This window comes from Pseudomonas sp. MWU12-2319 (genome assembly GCF_023242525.1).
Taxonomy (GTDB): Bacteria; Pseudomonadota; Gammaproteobacteria; order Pseudomonadales; family Pseudomonadaceae; genus Aquipseudomonas; species Aquipseudomonas gingeri_D.
The window spans coordinates 361,960-381,626 of sequence record NZ_JALJES010000004.1 but is presented as its reverse complement, the minus strand read 5'-3'; the positions used below and the strand labels follow the sequence as shown (position 1 = coordinate 381,626).

At 63.1% G+C, this 19,667-nt stretch carries 13 protein-coding genes; 1 reads left to right on the top strand and 12 read right to left on the bottom strand.

The window, feature by feature from the left end; translation table 11 throughout:
- Nucleotides 1–133: 133 nt before the first annotated feature.
- From M5C01_RS09330 to tssA, 12 genes are all read right to left on the bottom strand, one after another.
- On the bottom strand, nt 134–745 hold the full coding sequence (locus M5C01_RS09330; RefSeq protein ID WP_152736647.1) for a DUF1629 domain-containing protein: 612 nt from the start codon (nt 743–745) through the stop codon (nt 134–136).
- 12 nt (nt 746–757) lie between these two features.
- Nucleotides 758–5,203 carry an RHS repeat-associated core domain-containing protein gene (locus tag M5C01_RS09325; RefSeq protein ID WP_152736648.1) on the bottom strand — a complete coding sequence of 1,482 codons (4,446 nt, stop codon included), beginning with the start codon at nt 5,201–5,203 and terminating at the stop codon, nt 758–760.
- Nucleotides 5,204–5,215: 12 nt separating this feature from the next.
- Nucleotides 5,216–5,650, bottom strand: coding sequence for a DcrB-related protein (locus tag M5C01_RS09320; protein ID WP_152736649.1), 435 nt, complete (start codon nt 5,648–5,650; stop codon nt 5,216–5,218).
- Between the two features lie 15 nt (nt 5,651–5,665).
- The gene (locus tag M5C01_RS09315; RefSeq protein ID WP_152736650.1) at nt 5,666–7,597 is read right to left on the bottom strand and encodes a type VI secretion system tip protein VgrG; all 1,932 of its coding nucleotides are present in this window, start codon (nt 7,595–7,597) and stop codon (nt 5,666–5,668) included.
- A gap of 138 nt (nt 7,598–7,735) precedes the next feature.
- Nucleotides 7,736–10,411 (bottom strand): type VI secretion system ATPase TssH, encoded by a 2,676-nt coding sequence (gene tssH, locus M5C01_RS09310; RefSeq protein ID WP_152736651.1) that lies wholly within the window; start codon nt 10,409–10,411, stop codon nt 7,736–7,738.
- A complete protein-coding gene (gene tssG / locus M5C01_RS09305; RefSeq protein ID WP_152736652.1) occupies nt 10,404–11,456 on the bottom strand; it encodes a type VI secretion system baseplate subunit TssG in 1,053 nt (350 codons plus the stop codon). The genes tssH and tssG overlap by 8 nt, the downstream gene beginning before the upstream one ends.
- A complete protein-coding gene (gene tssF / locus M5C01_RS09300) occupies nt 11,420–13,279 on the bottom strand; it encodes a type VI secretion system baseplate subunit TssF (RefSeq protein WP_152736653.1) in 1,860 nt (619 codons plus the stop codon). Before tssF ends, tssG begins: the two co-directional genes overlap by 37 nt.
- Nucleotides 13,276–13,791 (bottom strand): type VI secretion system baseplate subunit TssE, encoded by a 516-nt coding sequence (tssE, locus tag M5C01_RS09295; protein ID WP_100940046.1) that lies wholly within the window; start codon nt 13,789–13,791, stop codon nt 13,276–13,278. The genes tssF and tssE overlap by 4 nt, the downstream gene beginning before the upstream one ends.
- Nucleotides 13,792–13,946: 155 nt before the next feature.
- Entirely contained in the window at nt 13,947–14,435 is a 489-nt protein-coding gene (locus M5C01_RS09290; RefSeq protein ID WP_103495522.1) for a type VI secretion system tube protein Hcp, read from the bottom strand.
- Between the two features lie 81 nt (nt 14,436–14,516).
- Entirely contained in the window at nt 14,517–16,010 is a 1,494-nt protein-coding gene (tssC, locus tag M5C01_RS09285) for a type VI secretion system contractile sheath large subunit (RefSeq protein ID WP_103495521.1), read from the bottom strand.
- A 15-nt stretch (nt 16,011–16,025) separates the two neighbouring features.
- Nucleotides 16,026–16,541 carry a type VI secretion system contractile sheath small subunit gene (gene tssB / locus M5C01_RS09280; protein ID WP_103495520.1) on the bottom strand — a complete coding sequence of 172 codons (516 nt, stop codon included), beginning with the start codon at nt 16,539–16,541 and terminating at the stop codon, nt 16,026–16,028.
- A gap of 81 nt (nt 16,542–16,622) precedes the next feature.
- Complete coding sequence (gene tssA, locus M5C01_RS09275; protein WP_178129699.1) at nt 16,623–17,651, bottom strand: type VI secretion system protein TssA; 1,029 nt, start codon at nt 17,649–17,651, stop codon at nt 16,623–16,625.
- Between the two features lie 392 nt (nt 17,652–18,043).
- Between tssA and tagH the strand changes: the two genes are divergently transcribed.
- Nucleotides 18,044–19,450 (top strand): type VI secretion system-associated FHA domain protein TagH, encoded by a 1,407-nt coding sequence (gene tagH / locus M5C01_RS09270; protein ID WP_152736656.1) that lies wholly within the window; start codon nt 18,044–18,046, stop codon nt 19,448–19,450.
- The last annotated feature ends 217 nt before the right edge of the window (nt 19,451–19,667 follow it).

The window sequence follows — 19,667 nt, the reverse complement described above, 5'->3', positions numbered from 1 at the left end:
TTTCTGGATGTTGTACTGAAGAGGGTAGGGAAAGCATGGGTTGTTCAACCAAGCAGGTTCGCCTACCCATTCGGGATTTTCTTTCAGGCACAAGAGCTTATTTTGCAGATGTCACCTGCCTATCGAGTAGCGCTTAGGCCCTATCAATTGAACCCACCTTCCCCGTATCGACCACCTCAGCACCTACCAGGTTAAGCTCTTTAAGTGCAGCAGCTGCGTGAGGCGAGAGAAATATGAATCCCAGCAAGGTGATTTCATCAATACTAAAAAAATCTGTGCTGACGTTTTCTTTGAGCGTCAGGCTGATGATATTTTTGATTTCACCGTTCGCCCGAAAGTTGATTTTCGACTGTGTCTGATCGATCACGTCAACAGCCTCTCTGTCTGCTCGCTGTTGGCGCATGAAAAAATATTTGCGTTGTGCGACCGAAATGCCTTTTGGATTGACGATCTCCAGTTCTGCGACTTCCCATCGAGAGGTCTTGAGGTTCTGGAAGACCTTCAGGAAACGCTCACTGACAATATGCCCTTCAAAGGCTGTGCAGAAATCAAAGTCATAGCGCTTGTCCTTGGTAATCAGCACCAGCTTTTCCGGGAGGGGAGCGAGTGTTTCGTCGGGGCCGGCGTCGTGCCAGTCGGCGTCCATCGAGTCGTCATAGGCGCCAGGGCTGAACGACTCATGAATGACGCCATCGATGAAGGTGGGACAGTTTTTGTCTTTCTTGAATGCAAGGGTGTAGAACATGAAAGCCTCTTGTCAGCAAAGTCGACCGGTACTGGATTTGGTTCGTATTCTTCCTGAAACAGTCTTTTTGCGAAGACTGCTTTGTAGTGATGAAACCTGTTGCTGTGCCTGCGCCTTGGTAATGATTTTTGCGTTATAGCGTGCTTTGATCCTGCCCAGCTTTCTGTCCACCAGGTCCGAATAGTCCTTGTGTGAACCGTTGTGGTAAACCGGCCTGCCCATGGCGCTAGCCTTTGCTTGGCTATCTGGCATCAGCAGACCATTGGGGGCCGTGTCCCGAGTGCCGCCCATACCAATGGAGTTCATGAACTTGTCATGTCGCTTCCATACTGCCACCGGGATGACATGCTGGGCTTGCATGTTGTCACCAACGACGCCTCCCAGAGAGGTATCAAGGACAGAGCTAGGACTCCAGCCCCACGGGTCTGTCCAACCTATTGGGTTGGGTCCATAACTATAGAGGTTCAGGCCACCTGCCAATCCGATCGGATCAGATGTCGTAAACCGCCCCACATCCGGATCATAGAACCGGAACGTGTTGTAGTGCAGCCCCGTCTCCCGGTCCAGGTACTGACCCTGGAAGCGCAGGTTCTGTTCCTCGATGTAATACGGCTCGCGTATCTCCTCAAGGGTGTTGCCCCAGACCCGATACCGGGCTTGCCACACCGTCGCGCCATCGGCCTCCGTCAGTTGCTCGGGCAATCCGCTCAGATAGTTGTGGTAGTAACGCACCTTCTGCAATTCCCCGCTGCCATCGACCCGAGCCAGCGGTTCATAACCGTCGTCGGCATACAGATACAGGCTGGTCTGGCTATTGCGATGTTCCTGTAACAAACGCAGCCCATCCCAGGTAAAACGCGTTTCGCCCAGCGGATAGCCGTTGTTGTCGTGCTCGGTCTTGCCGATACGCCGCCCAAGCGGATCGTAGGTCATGCGCACAATGGTTTCCCGCGCACCGTCCTGATTGCGCACCTCGATCAGCCGGTGTTCCGCGTCATAGGCAAAGCGCTGCACCCGATGACTGCCGCTGCGCTTCTCGATCATTCGCCCAAACCCATCGTAGCGATAACGCTTGTCCTGATAGGTCAGCAGTCTGTTGTGCACCACCAGTCCGGCACTGGCTGACGGTCCGTCCAGCAGGTTGGCGGCGGCGTCGTAGGCGAAGGTTTCGCCTTGGCCCTGCACGCTGTCCTGGCTGGCGATGATCCGGCCCGTGGCGTCGTAATGCAGTAACTGGCGTTGATCGCCCTGTGGCTGGCGGTCGAGGCGGCCGATCAGGTTGTCGCTGGGGTCGTAGTCGAAATGCTTCTGCGCTGGCGCCGGCAAGGCTGATGGCTGGCTGGAAGGGCGGCGCAAGCGTGAGCGCAGGCGTCCAACACGGTCGTATTCGCTGCGGGTGCTGAGCTGGCCCTGGGTGCGCAACACCTCGCGGTGCAGGCGATCACGCTCGAAATCGCTGATAACCCGGCCGTCCAGATTGATCTGGTGCAGATGCCCGCTGCCGTAATACAGCCGGTTGAGCCAGCGCCCATCCGGCAACTGCGTCTGGATCAGATTGCCCAGCTCATCGTAGTGATGCCGCAAGCTACCCGCCGCGCTCTGTTCTTCCTGCAACTGGCCCAGGGCGTCATAGGCAAAGCCGAGCTTTTGTTCATTACCGTCGTTGTCGGTAAAGGTGATGGCGATGAGTTGGTCCTGCGGGTTGTAGGCGTACTCGGTACGCCCATCATCGGTGAGCTTGGCGATCAGCCGACCCACCACATCACGTTCCAACTGGTGGACGATGGGGGCCACCGGCTGCGTCGGTACCAGCGCTAGCCCATTTCCAAACGGTGCCGGAACGTATTCCACGCGGATCGCGTTATCCAGCATGTCATAGGCATAACAGCGGGCGCTGCCGTCGAGATCGCGTTGTTCGATCAGGCGGTCGCCAGCATCCCAGGCAAAGCGATAGCTCTCGCCATTCTCATTGGTCAGCGCCTGTAAACGCCCATAGGCGTCATAGCCGAACTGCACCTGCCGGCCATGGGCATCGATGCGTTGGCGTACCTGGCCGCGACGGTCGTACTGATAACCGGTGCTGTGCCCGGCCGGGTCGACATAACCGGTGAGCTGGCCGCTGCCGTCGCGCAGGTACTGTTCGACGCGACCGTCCGGCAACTGGCTCTGCAACAGACGACCCTGGGCATCGTGCTGATAGGTCACGCGTTCACCGAGGGCATCGGTGACCACCTGCAGATGACCGCGCCGGTCGTAGCTGAAGGTGGTCGGCGAACCCGAGCAGTCGACATGGCGAATCAACTGCCCCAGGTCGTTCCACTGCAAGGTTTTGCTTTTACCGGTGGCGTCAATGATCTCGACCACCTGACCCTGGGCATCGAAACGGTATTGGGTGACTTGCCCCAGCGGATCGGTCTCGTGGGTGCAGTTGCCACGCGGGTCATAGCGGTATTGCCAGCTGTTGCCCGCCGCGTCGGTTTCCACCAGCGGCAACGACCAGTGTTCCAGCCACAAGGTCGACTCGCTGCGCCCCAGCGGATCGACGCTGGCGCTGAGATTGCCCGCTTCGTCGTAGCTGAACTGATGCCGCCCGCCCTGGGGATCGGTGGCGCCGAGCAGTTGGCGCTCGTCGTTCCACTCGAATTGCCAGGTGTGGCCGAGGTTGTCGGTGTATTCGGTGATCTGGTGCTGCGGATTCCAGCGACGGGTACTCCCACGCTTCAAGCCGTCAGTAACACGGGTGATGCCGTTGCTCAGGTCGTAGTCGAATAAATACTCGTCGCCGTCATCGGTCCAGTGCCGAATCACTCGCCACTCAAGGTGCTCGACCTGCGCCCACTGATAGAAACAGCGCAATCCGGTGGGCAACTGGTGCTCGACCATCCGCCGCCCATTATCGTAGGCAAAGCGCCTTTGCACTTGGCCTATAGGATCGCGCACTTCGGCCAGGTCGCCGCTGCCGTCGTAGTCGTAGCTGACCAGCACTTCGCGCTGTTGATCGGCGTACAGGCGTTCGATCTGGCCGACCCGCCGAGGCCATTGAGCGCTGTAGATCAGCACCACTTGCACCAGATCGAAAGTATCGCGCAGCCTAACCAGCCGCCCCGACTCGTCGTAGTCGAGATAGATCCGGTTGTCGTTGCGGTCACCCAACTGGCTCAGGCGCAAGGTCGAAGGATCGGTCAGGGTCGGTTCGAACAGACGATACAAGCCGTCATCGCTCTCGATCAGCAGTTGTCCATTACCGTTGCGCCGCACCGCGAGGCCGTCCCCCGGACTGAACACCGCGCCGCCCAACGGAATCGAGCCCATATCGATACGTCGCGCCTGTTCATCGGTATAGATCAGCCGCTCGCCGCCTTCGGGATGCACCTCGATACGCACGCCGACTTCATAGGGCAGGCTCCAGCCTGTACCGAGCAATGTGTCGCGACGTTCATCACGACTGTTGTAGAAACGCTGCCAGTCGATGGGCAGGATGCCGGGCAGGACAAAGTCCAGCTCGTCCTCGCCGCCCAACACCTTGGCACCCGTCGCGGCATGCACCGGGTTCGGCGAACCGGCGATGGCATTGGTCAGCGCACCGATGGCCTGGCTGGTAACGAAGGAATTGACCCCAGCCAGCAGCATGCACGGCAGGTTGCTGAGGAACTTGCCCTTGCTGCCCTTGAGCATCATCAATGCGGTGATGGCCAGCCCGACGCCGGGTGTCTTGCCGCTACGGATCTCACGCACCACCACCGAACCGCCGCCAATGGTGACATTGGACGAGATCAGCCCAGCCGAAACCACGGTGGCATCGCAGGTGCTGCGATCGCCACTGCGCACGGCGGGTTGCCCGTTGATGCTGACCTTTTCCGAACCTTCGGCCAGAAACTGCGGCGGCATCGGCGGATGCTTCATGCAGGTCACCAGGTCCAGCGGTTTGGGCACCGCACCGGGTGCCGGTGTCGCCACCGTGGGCCGCCACATCTGCGCGAAAAAGCCCTTGGCCATATCGAGGAAGCCCGGTTCCTCGGCCTTGTCACCCTCGCTGGGAGCGGCGTCTTCGCTCTCGGGCGTCCCCGCCGGCGCGACATGGGACGGCACCGCACCGGCGGCGCGGGCGGCTGGAATCGAGTTGATCAGAGTGTCGGTGGAGCCGCTGAGAATCGTCGCCTGCACCGTGGGCGGAAAGAGGCCGTTGCCGATGTCCTCGCACATCTTGCTCAGGCCCTTGTCGGCGCCGGTCTTGCTCATCGCCACGCCGACAATGACCCCGACCACCGCGCCGAGGACACAGGCGCCCAGCCCGCCGGTCGCAACGGTGATCCCGGTCGCGGCAACCACCGCTGCCGTCGCCAGTGCGGTGATGGCCACATTGGCCGCCACCTCCAGCACACCGCCGAGAATATCGGCCATCATCGAGGTATGGGACAGTCCATCGCCCAGCCGGGCGGCCCACAGTGCGTCAGACATGCACGGCTTCCGTCACACCACCCGGTCGAATTGCAGGGACTGCTTGATCGTCGCCCAATGCGCCGCTTCGGCATCCCCCAACCTGTCAGCCTTGACGTAACTCAGGGCGAGCATCTTGCGGGTGCCCGGCAACACCAGCGCGAGCTGGTACTGGAAGACCTTCTCCGCACCCTTGCTGAACTGGCTGCGCAGCTCGATGCCATCCACCGACTGATCTGCCCCCAGGCGCACGGCCTGGCCCGGTTGGTAGCGCAGTTCCTGGACCTGTTGCTCCAGGCGCTTGAGCTGGGCGTCGAAGTTGCTTTGCAGGGTTTCACCCTCGGCCAGCTGGCTGCGACTGACGATCAGCGAAGTCCCCAGCTCCGGAAACTTGAGGATATTGATCGAGGCGTCCAGCAGCTCGCTCTCGGGCAGGGCGAACTGGAATTCATTGAGGCGGTAGGTCATGGCTCGCGAATCTCGTTATTTGGGCTTGGGGAACATCGCCTCGACGCTGGCGTCGATGCTGCCTTTGACGCCTTGGCCTTCGGGCGACGCGCCGGGGCCGCCGCCGTTGTTCAGGTGCAGGGTGCCGCCGGTGTTGAACTCGGCATCGCCCGAGGCATGGAAGCTGATCTGCACGCCGCTGAGGTTGATCTGGCCGCTGGCATTCAGCTCCAGCACGCTTTCACCGCAGACCAGGCGCAGGTTTTCGCCGACCTCGATGACATAGCTCTGGCTGATGCTGTCGGTCTTCTTGCGGCCCACCACCAGGATGTCGTCGTCCTTGACCGCGCGCAGGCGCACCGAGCCGATGGTCACCGTCTCGTCGCGCCCCACGCTCTTGTTGCGGTCGTGGCCCACCGCATGGCTCTCGTCGACCTCGACCACGATGTCCTGGTTGCGCTCGGCATGGATGTACAGCTGCTCGGCGCCTTTCTTGTCTTCCATGCGGATTTCGTTGAAGTTGGCCGGGCTGCCGCCCTTGCTCGAACGGCTTTTCATGCCGCTTTGGGTGGCGTTGGCGGGCAGGTCGTAGGGCACCGTCTGTTCGGCGTTGTAGACCCGGCCGGTGATGATCGGCCGGTCGGGGTCGCCTTCGAGGAAGCTGACGATGACTTCCTGGCCGATCCGCGGAATCTGCATCGAGCCCCAGTTCTTGCCGGCCCAGGCCTGGGACACGCGAATCCAGCAGGAGCTGTTTTCGTTGGACTGGTCGTGACGGTCCCAGTGGAAGTGCACCTTGACCCGGCCGAACTGGTCGGTCCAGATTTCCTCGCCGGCCGGGCCCACCACCACGGCGGTCTGCGGGCCCTTGACGGTGGGCCGCGCGGTGTTCGCCAGGGGGCGGAAGCTCTGTTGCGCGTCGATGCAGCTCAGGCTGCTTTCGAACTGCGCGCCGGCCCCTGTCGCGCCGGACTCCAGGTTTTCCTGGGCGATGTAGTAACGGGCGCCGACGATCAGGTATTCGCGGTTCTGGTCCTGGCGGCCGAAGCCGGTGAGGCTGAACAGGTGCCCGGAACCCACACCACGGGCATTGCCGTTGAGCTCGACCCGTTCATGCAGACTCTGGATCGCTTCGATACGGGTGCGCGCGTAGTGCTCGCCGTCCTGGCTTTGCACGTAGGTGCCGGGGTAATCGTAGAGCGGATAGTCACCGGCGGTGTGTGGGCGCGGCATCGCCGAACGCACGTCGATCCGCGCGCTGGGGCGCTGGAAGTCGTAGTCGTTGAGTTCCAGGGAGCCGGGCTGGACTTCCTGGGCCAGGTGCCAACCGTTGAGGTGATCGCGTTCGCGATGCTGGCCGTCCGGCGGGTAGTAGGGCAGGGATTCGTAGCCCGGGGCGCTGTGGTGGGCGCCGTAGGCGTCGGCCAGGACCAGCACGTGGCGGTCCTTTTCATGGCGGAAGTAGTAGTAGATACCTTCCTGTTCCATCAGCCGGCTGACGAAGTCGAAGCTGCTTTCGCGGTACTGGACGCAGTATTCCCACTCGCGATAGGGCTGGCTGAGGGCGTCTTCGAAGTCGGAGAAACCGAGGTCGCGGAACACCTGCTTGATGATCTGCGGGATGCTCTGGTGCTGGAAGATCCGGCAGTCGGAGGTACGGGTCAGCAGCCAGAGCCAGGGGCGCAGGGTCACCGAGTAGCTGGCGAACTGGCCCTGGCTGACGTTCTGGCTGCAGCGGGCGACGATGCCGTGGAAGTGGCGCAGGCCGCCCTGGACCTGTAGCGACAGGCTCATGGGCTTGCCCAGCAACTGGTTGAGGTCCAGGGCGCCGTCGTTGGAGGTCAGGTGCAATTCGTAGTCGAACAGCCGCCCCAGCTCCTCGCCGCCGCCGAAATCCTTGAGCAACAGGACATCCGGCCCGAGGGGGCTGTTGATCTGGGCCAGGCGGGTGGCTTGGGTGAATAGCATGGGTTATCTCTGGGTATTGTGGTGTTCGGGCGGGCCTCTTCGCGGGCAAGCTCCGCTCCCACAGGTCTTCTGTCGTACACAAAATACGGGAACGACACAGACACTGTGGGAGCGGAGCTTGCCCGCGAAGACGTCGGATCAGGCGCCCGCGTCGCTGAACTGGTAATGCAATTCGTTATCCCGCTCACTGATCCGCACCCCCGCCAGCGCCTTGCCTTCGAGCATGCGCGTGAGGAATTCGCGACTCATGTCCGGTAGCAGGCTGTTGGTCAGGATGGTGTCGATCATCCTGCCGCCGCTCTCCGTCTCGGTGCAGCGCGAAACGATCAGGTCGACCACCCCGTCGTCGAAATCGAAGGCCACCTTGTGGGTGCTTTCCACGCGTTTCTTGATCCGTCCCAACTGCAAGCGGGTGATCGCCTTGAGCATGGTGTCGCTCAGCGGATAGTACGGAATGGTCACCAAGCGCCCCAGCAACGCCGGCGGGAAAATCTCCAGCAGCGGCTGGCGCAGCGCCTTGGCGATCTCCTCCGGGTCCGGCACGTTGTCGGCGTCCTTGCACAGATGCGAGATCAGTTCGGTACCGGCGTTGGTGGTGAGCAGGATCAGGGTGTTCTTGAAGTCGATCACCCGGCCTTCGCCGTCCTCCATCACGCCCTTGTCGAAAACCTGGAAAAAGATCTCGTGCACGTCCGGGTGGGCCTTTTCCACCTCGTCCAGCAACACCACGCTGTAAGGCTTGCGCCGCACGGCTTCGGTCAGCACGCCACCTTCGCCGTAACCGACATAGCCGGGCGGGGCGCCCTTGAGCGTCGAGACGGTATGGGCTTCCTGGAACTCGCTCATATTGATGGTGATGACGTTCTGCTCGCCGCCGTACATGGCTTCGGCCAGGGCCAGGGCGGTTTCGGTCTTGCCGACGCCCGAGGTGCCGGCGAGCATAAACACGCCGATCGGCTTGCTCGGGTTGTCGAGGCCGGCGCGGGAGGTCTGGATGCGCTTGGCGATCATCCGCAGGGCATGGTCCTGGCCGATGATGCGCTTCTGCAGATGCTGGTCGAGGTTGAGCACGGTTTCCAGTTCGTTGCGGGCCATGCGGCCCACCGGAATGCCGGTCCAGTCGGCGACCACCGAGGCCACCGCCTGGTAGTCCACGGTCGGCAGGATCAGCGGGGTTTCGCCTTGCAGGGCGCTGAGGCGCTGTTGCAGGTCGACCAGTTTTTCCCGCAGCGCGTGGCCCAGCTCGATATCGCTGTCCACCACGCCGGCGCTTGCGCGCAGCTCGGCGCGGGTGGCGAGCAGTTCGTCCACCAGGGCTTTCTCATCGGCCCAGCGCACTTCCAGCTCGGCCAGGCGCTCGCGTTCGGCGTTCAACAGGTTCTCGCTGTTGCTGCGGCGGGCGGCGGTATCGACGCCGATGGCATGTTCGCGGGCAATGATCTGCAACTCGATTTCCAGCGCTTCGATACGTCGACGGCTGTCATCCACTTCAGCGGGCACCGCATGCAGGCTGATGGCAACCCGGGCACAGGCGGTGTCCAGCAGGCTGACGGATTTGTCCGGCAACTGGCGCGCCGGGATATAGCGGTGCGACAGCTTCACCGAAGCTTCCAGCGCTTCGTCGAGGATCTGCACCTGATGGTGTTTTTCCATGGTCGAGGCAACGCCGCGCATCATCAGCAGGGCCTTGTCTTCCGACGGCTCGGCGACCTGCACCACCTGGAAACGGCGGGTCAGGGCCGGGTCTTTCTCGATGTGTTTCTTGTACTCGGCCCAGGTGGTCGCGGCCACGGTGCGCAAGGTGCCACGGGCCAGTGCCGGTTTCAGCAGGTTGGCCGCGTCGCCGGTGCCGGCGGCGCCACCGGCACCCACCAGGGTGTGGGCTTCGTCGATAAACAGGATGATCGGCTTGGGCGAGGCCTGGACGTCTTCGATGACCTGGCGCAGGCGCTGTTCGAACTCGCCTTTCATGCTTGCGCCGGCCTGCAGCAGGCCGACATCGAGGCTGCGCAGCTCCACATCTTTCAAGGCCGGCGGCACGTCACCGGCGACGATGCGCAGGGCGAAGCCTTCGACCACGGCGGTCTTGCCGACGCCGGCTTCGCCCGTGAGGATCGGGTTGTTCTGGCGGCGGCGCATGAGGATATCCACCAGTTGGCGGATCTCTTCATCGCGACCGACGATGGGGTCGAGCTTGCCGCTGCGGGCCTGTTCGGTCAGGTCCACGGTGAAACGCTTGAGGGCTTCCTGTTTGCCCATGGCGCTGGGGGCCATGGCGCCGCTGGCTTCGCCCGGCACCGCCCCGGCGGTGAAGCCGTCGCTGGCACCCAGGTGATTTTCCGGCGAGTCGCCGACGTACTCGTCAAAGCGTTCGCTCAGGGCTTCGACCTTGATCTTGTCGAACTCCGACGACAGCGCCAGCAAGGCATGGCGCAGGCTCGGGGTCTTGAGGATGCCGAGTATCAGGTAGCCGGTGCGTACCTGGCTTTCGCCGAACATCAGGCTGCCATAGACCCAGCCGCGCTCCACCGCTTCTTCGACGTGGGACGAGAGGTCGGTGATCGAGGTCGAACCCCGTGGCAGGCGGTCCAGGGCGTCGGTCAGGTCGCGGGCCAGGCGCGCCGGTTCGATGTTGAACTGGCGGATCAGGCGGTGCAGGTCCGAGTCCTGCAATTGCAGCAACTGATGCAGCCAGTGGCTCAGCTCCACATACGGATTGCCCCGCAGTTTGCAGAACACCGTGGCGGCTTCGATGGCCTTGTAGGCGACGCTGTTGAGTTTGCCGAATAACGCGGCGCGGCTGATTTCACCCATGGTCCGGGCTCCTTGAATGGTGGGCCGAGGTGGCCTGATCGGCGTAGTGCCGGGCCAGGATCAGGTCCTTGGCGTCTTCTTGGGGTTGGCCGAGCCAGGTGTTGAAACCCAGGCGGAATTGGCCGTTGAGTTGCAGCTTGGGCACTTGCGGCTGTTCCAGGACCAGGTTCAGGTCCCAGTCCAGCTCGTGCCCCAGGTATTCGGCGACCCAGGCCACCAGGTGGCGGAAGGGTTCACCGTCGGGCAGCAGGCCCATGTAGTCGGCCAGCTTGAGCGGGCCGACGCGGATGCGGAATTTGTGCTGGCGGTCCCAGACATGCTGGCCCAGGCAGAAGTCGACGCCCAGCTGGTGCGCGCTGACGCCGACACGGCTGCGCTCCGGCAGGTGCAGCCATTGGCCGACGTACTCCTCGATCTGCACCGGCAGCCCGAAATACTCCTGGAGGATGGCGCGCAGGCCGTCGGGGTAGCGGGTCTGGGCGGCGAGGTGGCCGCTGAAGTGCAGCTTGGCGGTGTCCGGGATCAGTCCCTGTTTCAGCAGGCTGGGCATGCCCCTGCCACTGAGGGCGGCCAGGCGCGCGGACCAGTAGTCGTCGTCCGGACGGTCATGGCTGACGGTCGGCCGCGCTTCGGCCCAGGCCCGGTAGAACAGGCTCAGCAGGCGATGGTGGAACACATCGAGGAAGCGCTTGCTGGTGCTGTCGGCATTGTTGCGCTGGCGCTCGCGCATGTACTCGGTCAGGTGCAGCGGCAACGGGCCGTTGGGGCCGCCGAGGCCGAAGAAGAACTGTTCGAGTCGCGCCGGCGTGGTCTCGCTGGCCGGTGTCATCGACGCCAGGGTCGCCGGGGCGAAGGCGCAGTCGAGCTGCTGGCCGAGGCGCAGCGGGTCGTCGGCCAGGCGCTGGGAGTGGCCGAAGCGCGGCAGGTGCGGCGATTCGCACTCGATACGCCGCAATGCCTGGAAGAAGTCGTATTCCCAGGGTTCGGCCTGCATCGCCGTGAGCGTGCTCACAGGGTCGGACGGCGTCCGGGCTTGGCTTTCCATCGCATGATCTCGCCGCGTTCGGTGGTACGGATCACCGTCTCGGTAAAACTGTTGATCGACACGTAGCGTGCCAGGAAGCGTTCGAACACCGCGCCGAGGAGGAACACCCCGGTGCCGCGAAACGCGTTTTCATCGAATTCCAGGGTGATCTCCAGGCCACGTCCGAAGACGATCGGCCCGGGCATCGGCAGGCGCCGGGTGCAGGGTTTGCTGCTGACCTCGCGCAGGCCCTCGATCTGCAATTGCAGGGCGGCGTCGTTGCTTTCGCCGTACAGGCGCAGCAATTCGCGCAGGGCTGCGGCGCCCTGGCCGGCTTCGCTCAACGACAGGTAGTTCAGCGACAGCTGGCTGATCAGGCGCCAGGCCTGGTTGTCATGGGCATGGCTGGCCCGAGGGCGGCTGGGTCCGGCCAGGCAGCGGATCGCCGAGACCGGGGCGCTGTCGGCCAGGGTGAAGTCGCTCTTGCCGCTGCCGACGTTCATGAACAGCGGCAGGTCGCGGTTGGTGCACAGGGCGCTGACGCCCAGCTGGCGCAGGTCGTGACCGTAAGGTGCCTGGCGGTTGTCCACCAGGCTGATGAAGGTTTCACTGCCGACGTAGGTCGAGCGGGTGCCTTTGCGCCGTTGTTCGCTGGACAGCACCCGGGGTTCGCGACGCAGGGTGTAGTAGGCCTGGTCGCGGCCATAGCGGGATGGATCACGCACGGCATAGAACGGCAGGAACGGCTGGTCGGGCCCGGTGCCGTGGCCGGTGACGCCGGTCAGCGAGTGGATCTCGAAGTCCATGGGCCGGGTGCGGTCGGCGATCACATGGTGTTCGTTGACCCGCTCGGACAGGTGGATACGGTCCACCCGACGTGGGAACAGGTTGATCGCCGGGGTGCAGAAGGGCACGAACTGCGCGGCGCCGACGCTGCTTTCCAGGCTCGGGTCAAAGCGCTCGAAGAGCACGATCAGTTCCAGTTCCTGGCCGGCGCAGCGTTTGACCGCGCGGCCCAGTTCGGCGAATTCGACGAACAGGTAGCGCTGGGGCAGGGCGAAGTATTCCTGCAGCAGCCGATAGCCCTGGAAGGCTTGGGCCACCACCGGCATCGCCGCTTCGCGGTCGTCGAAGCCGCAGGGGCGCAGGGCATCGGCGGGCAGGCGTTCGACCCAATCCCCACCGGGGGCACGGGCGAACACCGCGCAGGCATTGCCCAGCAGTTGCTCGTAGAGGCGAAACGGCTGCTCGTCGGCACCGTTGAGGTAGAGCGGCAGGCTGTCCAGGTCGAGCTGGTTGAACGGCAGTTCGGCGCCGCTGCGCAGGGTCAGGCGCAGGCCGGCCTTGGCCTTCGGCTCGCTGGCGGCCAGGCGCCCGAGCACCGCCGACGGGTTGCCGAAGTACTCGGCATGGCTGACCTGCAACGGCCACAGCGTCACCGCGTGGGCGCTGCGGTACTCGCAGGAAGTCTGGGTGTCCTTGCCCAAGGTGGCGCGCAACACGCTGTCCCGGGGCAGGGTGAAACCGCCGGCCAGGGAGCCTTCGTCCGGATCGGTCTGCAACTGCACCACGGTCATCGACGGTGTCGGCGCCAGGTAGTGCGGGTAGGCGATTTCCAGCAGGTTGTGGGTGAAGGTCGGGTATTCGGCATTGAGCTTGAGCTGCACCCGCGCGGTGAGGTAGGCGAAACCTTCCAGCAGGCGCTCGACGTAGGGGTCGGCGCAATCGAGCCCGGACAGCGTCAGGCGTCCGGCGATCTTCGGGTATTCCTTGGCGAACTCGGCGGCGCTTTCGCGCACGTGTTGCAGCTCCTGGTTGTACAGGTCGAGCAGGCGCGGGTTCATGAACGTCTCCGTTGCTCGGCGGGCACCACGCGGACATGGCCGGATTCCAGGTCGAGGTCGGTGCGCAGCAGCAGCGGCAATGAGGCCGGCAATGCCCAGAGATCGCCTTCGATCTCGAAGCTCAGGGCGTTGTGGTTCATCTCGCCGTGGGCGACCTGGGCCCGGACCCGCAGCGTATGGCTGAGGATGCGCGGTTCGAAGGTGGTGATGGCGGTGTGGATCAGGCCTTCGAGGGCGGCCACATCGATGCTCGACGCGCTGTTGCCCGCCAGCGCCGGCAGGCCGTAGTTGATCACCGAAGTGCCGGCCGGGGTGTGCAGGGTGGCGTCGGCGTCGAGCAGGCTGGTGCTGTTGAGCAGCCAGGTCAGGTCACGCAGCACCGAGGCCTTGAGTTGGCTCAGGGACAGCACGCGTTTGTCGCTGCCTTCCTGGAGATTGCCCGGTTCGTCGTCGGTCAGGCGGTCGAGCAGCGACGGTTGCAGGCGTTCGCGCAGGGTGAGGTCGCTCGGCACGTTGCTCATCGCGCGACGTCACAGGGGCTGGACACTGCGCGGCGGCGGCGCCACTGAACGGGAAACGAAGGCTTGGCCATGCTCGGACACCGGGAATGAATCGAATTCGGGGTAACACCGCACGCCCCCGACGCTGAGCGCCAGGGGCGCAGGGGTCAGAGCTTGATGTTCGAGCGGATGTTCCAGCCGAACTTGACCGGGCCGCCTTGCTTGGAGCCGTCGGCTTTCTGCTCCTGGTACTCGACCTTGACCTGGGCGAAGTTCAGGGTGACGTTTTCGGTCAGGCGATCATCGCTGCCCGAACCGCCGGTGCTCAGGGACGTGACCAGCACTTCTTCCAGGTCGATCTTCATGTACTCGACCTGGCTTTCGCCGCCGGCCTTGCGCACCACCAGGGTGACCTTGTCGATGTGCTTGCCGCTGGCGCAATGCATCATCAGGTTCGGCGAAGCCTTGTCGACGTACTTGGTCAACGACAGGTCCTGGATATTGACCTTGCCGGCGCCGCCGCCACCGCCCATATGCATGTTGCCGGACTGGGACATGCCCCAGCTCCAGTTGAGGACGTCGATTTCCTCTTTGTGGGCCTTGTCCTGGGACTCGCCCTTGATGTCGCCGATCTTGATGAAGATATCAACAGCCATGTTTTCTCCAGTGTGGTCTTCACCACGATGTGGTTAGCCAGGACCCGCCGCGTGAAGCGGCGGGTTCGCTGTGGTTGCGGGTTACGCGCCTTTCGCCGAGGGCAGCTTGGACACCAGGCGCAACGACACCGTCAGGCCTTCGAGCTGGTAGTGCGGGCGCAGGAAGAACTTGGAGGTGTAGTAACCCGGGTTGCCCTCGACGTCCTCGACCACCACTTCCGCCGCCGCCAGTGGGTGCTGGGCCTTGGTGGTTTCGGTGGAGTGGGCCGGATCGCCGTCCACGTAGTTGAGGATCCAGTCCTGCAACCAGCGCTGCATCTCGTCCTTCTCTTTGAACGAGCCGATCTTGTCGCGCACGATGCACTTGAGGTAATGGGCGAAGCGGCAGGTGGCGAACAGGTACGGCAGGCGCGCGGCCAGGTTGGCGTTGGCGGTGGCGTCCGGGTCGTCGTATTCGGCCGGTTTCTGCAGCGACTGGGCGCCGATGAACGCGGCGAAGTCGGTGTTCTTCTTGTGCAACAGCGGCATGAAGCCGTTCTTCGCCAACTCGGCTTCGCGACGGTCGGAGATCGCGATTTCGGTCGGGCACTTCATGTCCACGCCACCGTCGTCGGTGGGGAAGGTGTGGGCCGGCAGGTTCTGCACTTCGCCGCCGGATTCGACGCCGCGAATCCGCGAGCACCAGCCGTAGTGCTTGAACGAACGGTTGATGTTCGCCGCCATGGCGTAGGCCGCGTTGGCCCAGGTGTACTTGGCGCTGTCGGCGCCGTCGGTGTCTTCTTCGAAGGCGAAGGCTTCCACCGGATCGGTCTTGGCGCCATAGGGCAGGCGTGCCAGGAAGCGCGGCATGGTCAGGCCGATGTAGCGCGAGTCTTCCGATTCACGCAGCGAACGCCAGCCGGCATATTCCGGGGTGGTGAAGATCTTGGTCAGGTCGCGGGGGTTCGACAGTTCCTGCCACGAGCCCATGCCCATCACGGTCGGCGAAGCGGCGGCAATGAACGGCGCGTGCATCGCCGCGCAGACCTTGGACAGCTCGCCGAGCAGCTCGACATCCGGTGGCGACTGGTCGAAGTAGTAGTCGCCCACCAGGCAGCCGTAGGGCTCGCCGCCGAACTGGCCGTATTCCTCTTCGTACATCTTCTTGAAGATCGGGCTCTGGTCCCAGGCCGTGCCCTTGAATTTCTTCAGGGTCTTGTGCAGCTCCGGCTTGGCGATGTTCAGCACGCGGATCTTCAGTTGTTCGTCGCTTTCGGTGTTGTTGACCAGGTAGTGCAGGCCGCGCCAGGCGCTTTCCAACTGCTGGAACTCAGGGTGATGGATCACCTGGTTGACCTGGGCGGTGAGCTTGGCGTCGATGGCGGCGATGATCGATTCGATGGACTTGATGGCGTCGTTGGACACCAGGTCGGTCTGCGCCAGGGCCTGTTCGGCCAGGGTGCGCACGGCGCCCTCGACGGCTTCGCGGGCGCGCTCGGTCTTGGGTTTGAATTCCTGCATCAGCAGGTTGGCGAATTCGCTGGGCTCGGTGGTGGTGCCGGGCAACGCCTGATTGTCTTGCTGCAACTGGGTCATGATCGTTCGTCCTGATTAAGCGCTGGGCTCGGAGTCCTGGGGCTTTGGCGCACTCGCCAGGGCCTGGAGCAACGCCGGATCCTTGATGGCCTTCATGATGATTTCTTCGGCGCCGGTCTTGCCGTCCATGTAGGTCAGCAGGTTGGCCAGTTGAGTGCGGGCTTCGAGCAGCTTGTTCAGGGCATCGACCTTGCGCGCGACGTTGGCCGGGCTGAAGTCCTCCAGGCTTTCGAAGGTGATGTCCAGGCTCAGGTTGCCTTCGCCGGTCAGCTCGTTCGGCACGTGGAACGCCACCCGTGGCTGCATGGCCTTGAGGCGCGAGTCGAAATTGTCGACGTCGATTTCCAGGAACTTGCGGTCGGCCACCGCAGGCAGCGGTTCGGCGGGCTTGCCGGCGAGGTCGGCCATCACGCCCATGACGAAGGGCAACTGGACCTTTTTCTCGGCGCCGTAGAGTTCTACGTCGTACTCGATCTGGACCCGTGGCGCGCGGTTGCGCGCAATGAATTTCTGAGAGCTGGTGTTCGCCACGTTGTTGCTCCTGGTCGCTCAAGCGACGGTGTTGGCGTTATCGGTGGTTGCCGTTAACTAAGCGGCGCGGTCTCGGCGGGCTTAGTCGCCCTCGGGGCCCCGCAGGTTTTCAAATTGGGACAGGCCGTCGGGAATCAGGTTGCGCACGATGGTCGCGAAGTCGGCGTGCACCAGGTTTTTCGCCCGGTTCAACAGCACCGGCAGCGGGCTGGAGGGCTCGTGGCGGGCGTAGTAGTTCAGCAGTCGCTCGAGGCTGCGCAGGACATCGTCGCGGTTGCCGATTTCGCCCGGTGGCGCGCCGCGCGGGGCGATCGGGGCGGCGCTGTCGCTGCCATGCACGGTGGGCTCGGACTCGTATTCGGTCGCGGTCGACTCGCCGGTGTCAGTGCCGGGCGCGTATTCGGCGAGGATCTGCAAGGCCAGCTTGAGCGGCTGGCGCAGGGCGCTGAGATCCACGCCTTCGGCCGAGCCGACCTGGTCGCTGACGAAACGCTCGATGGCGTCGACGGTGCCGCGGGCTTCGTTGAGTGCGGTGCGTACGGCGGCAAGCTGCTCGGGGTCGCTGTCGCGCAGGGCGCCGGACAGTTCGTCGGCGTTCAGGCTTTCGTCGGAGAAAGCTTGCAGGCCGCTGGCATTCAGCGCCGCGCGCAGGGTCACGGTGCCGAAGGCCCGGGAGCGGGTCAGCACGCTTTCGCGCAACAGGCGGATATTGGTTTCGCAGGCCAGCCCCGAGAGCGCGTTGATCCGCACCGTGGGGTCGTTGTCGTCATCGGCGTCGAGCAGCGGATAGAGTTCGGCCCAGTACTGCTGGAGCATCTGGCTGACCAGGGCCAGGGCATTGGCGAGTCCCGGAAAACCGTCGAGGGCCAGGGCGCTTTGCACGAGAAAATGGCTGATGCGCAGGTCCTTGCTGCGTTGCAGGAGCGCCGTGCTCGACTGCTCGATGGCGCGCCACGCCGGCGGTTCGGCCGCTTGCACCGAGTCGCCCATGATGCGCTCGGGTTTACCTTGGGCATCACGCTCCAATTGCAAGAATTGCGCGTCATATTCCAGGTCCTCGCCACAAGGCGAGTTCGCTGAAACAGCGGCGAGCAACAACGGCACATCCACCAAATTCGATCTCCTTATCGGCCTGCTGGATAGTCAGGCATTTGTTCCGAAAGTTCCTTCAGAAAACTCTCATATTTCTCGTGGGTATATACAGGGTGATATCATTGAGCTATCACTTGTAAACAAGAAGTTGTGCATTTTTGGTGTAGTAGTTATAGCTTGTCAAGGTAAGCTATCGGCCCTTTGTTACCGTTGTGACACACTCGTCAAGGCTGTCGACTGCTGAGTCAGAGCGTGTGCGTTTTTAACAATTTTGTAGGTAGAATTCGCTAGATTCGGCGAACTGGCTGAAAAAGATAGGTTTTTTAGCGGATTTTCGTGGCCATGGCGGGGCTCGGCGCAAGGTGTTTGTGCCGGGTGGCTCGCGCGTGGATGTACTGCAAGGAGGCGCAATGTCGCTGTGTTTGACTATCACTAGTTATCACAAGATCACCCCTGGTCAATGTCCGGAGAAATCCATGGACACCGGGGTGATGGCAATTGGCCGTAGTTCCGAGAATGACTGGGTTCTTCCCGATCCGGAGCGGCTGGTTTCCTCGAAACATTGCGTTATTCAATACAAGGATGGTCGTTACTATCTGACGGACACCAGTACCAATGGCGTGGAGTTAGTTCAGGCCGGTATTCGTTTGCGTCGAGGTAACAGCGAACCGTTGCAGGACGGCGAGATCATCCGCATCGGTGAATACGAGATCCGTGCGCGTATTGATTTCAACCTGCAGCTGGCGCAGGACAGCCTGTCGGGGGGCGATTCGTCCAACAGTTTCGAAGCGTTGATGGGGCGTGCGGCCGCTGTTCCGGTCGCCTTGCCGGTGAGCACCCCGGCCGCGCATTTCCAGGGCGGTTCGGCGATGGATACGCTGCCGGACCTGTTTGATTTCCTGGCGCCGTCGAGCATTCCACCCGCGACCCAGTCGGACCATGTGCCGGCGCAGCAGCATGACTTTCGACCGCCCACGCCGGTGATCAGCCCGGCACCCGTGGTGCTGCCGAAAGCGCCGGGCGCCGGGGTGATTCCCGAAGACTGGGACTTGTTTGGCGACACGCCCAAGGCGCCGGCCAGCGCGCCGATTGCGGCGCCTGTTCCTGTGGCGATTGCCGAGGCTGTCGCCGAGCCGACACCGATTCCCATGCCCACGCCGACAGTGGCCCCGGTCAGCCAGCCGGCACCCGTGGCGGTGTCGAGCGGTGCGCCCCAAGCCGATTTGCTGCAAGCCTTCCTGCGTGGCGCCGGCCTCGACCAGTTGCGTATCGACACCGCCCAGGTGGAGGCGCAGATGGAAGCCATCGGCCGCAGCTACCGGCTGATGGTCGAGGGCCTGATCGATGTGCTGCGGGCCCGCAGCAGTCTCAAGGGCGAGTTCCGCATGCAGCAGACGCTGATCCGCCCGGTGGAAAACAACCCGCTGAAATTCGCCCCGAATGCCGATGAAGCGCTGCTCCTGCTGCTGCGTCATGGCAACCAGGCGTTCATGGCGCCGGACCAGGCGGTCAGCGACAGTTTCGACGATCTGCGGGCGCACCAGATGGCGGTGATGGCTGGGGTGGAAGCGGCGATCAAACACCTGCTCAAGCGTTTCGAACCGTCGGAGCTGGAGACCCGCATGGGCAAACCCGGCGGTTTGTCGAACCTGTTCAGCGGTTCGCGCCAGGCCCAGTACTGGCAGCAGTTCACCGAGCTGTACACGAATATTTCCCGTGAGGCCGAAGAGGATTTCCAGGATTTGTTTGGGCGGGAGTTCAGTCGGGCGTATGAGGAACACAGTGCGCGGTTGCGCAAGGGATTGGGGAGCCTGTAGGCGCGGGGGGGGGGCCCGGGTTGTGGGTGGCGGTTTCAAGGGCCTCTTCGCGGGCAAGCTCCGCTCCCACAATAGAACGAGTCGTACGCAGGTTTTGTGTCCGGCGCAAAACCTGTGGGAGCGGAGCTTGCCCGCGAAGAGGCCAGTACCGGCACCACAGTTCTGAAGGTTGGTTGCAAAACAGGATTTAACGGAAAGTTCATAACGTCATTGAGGA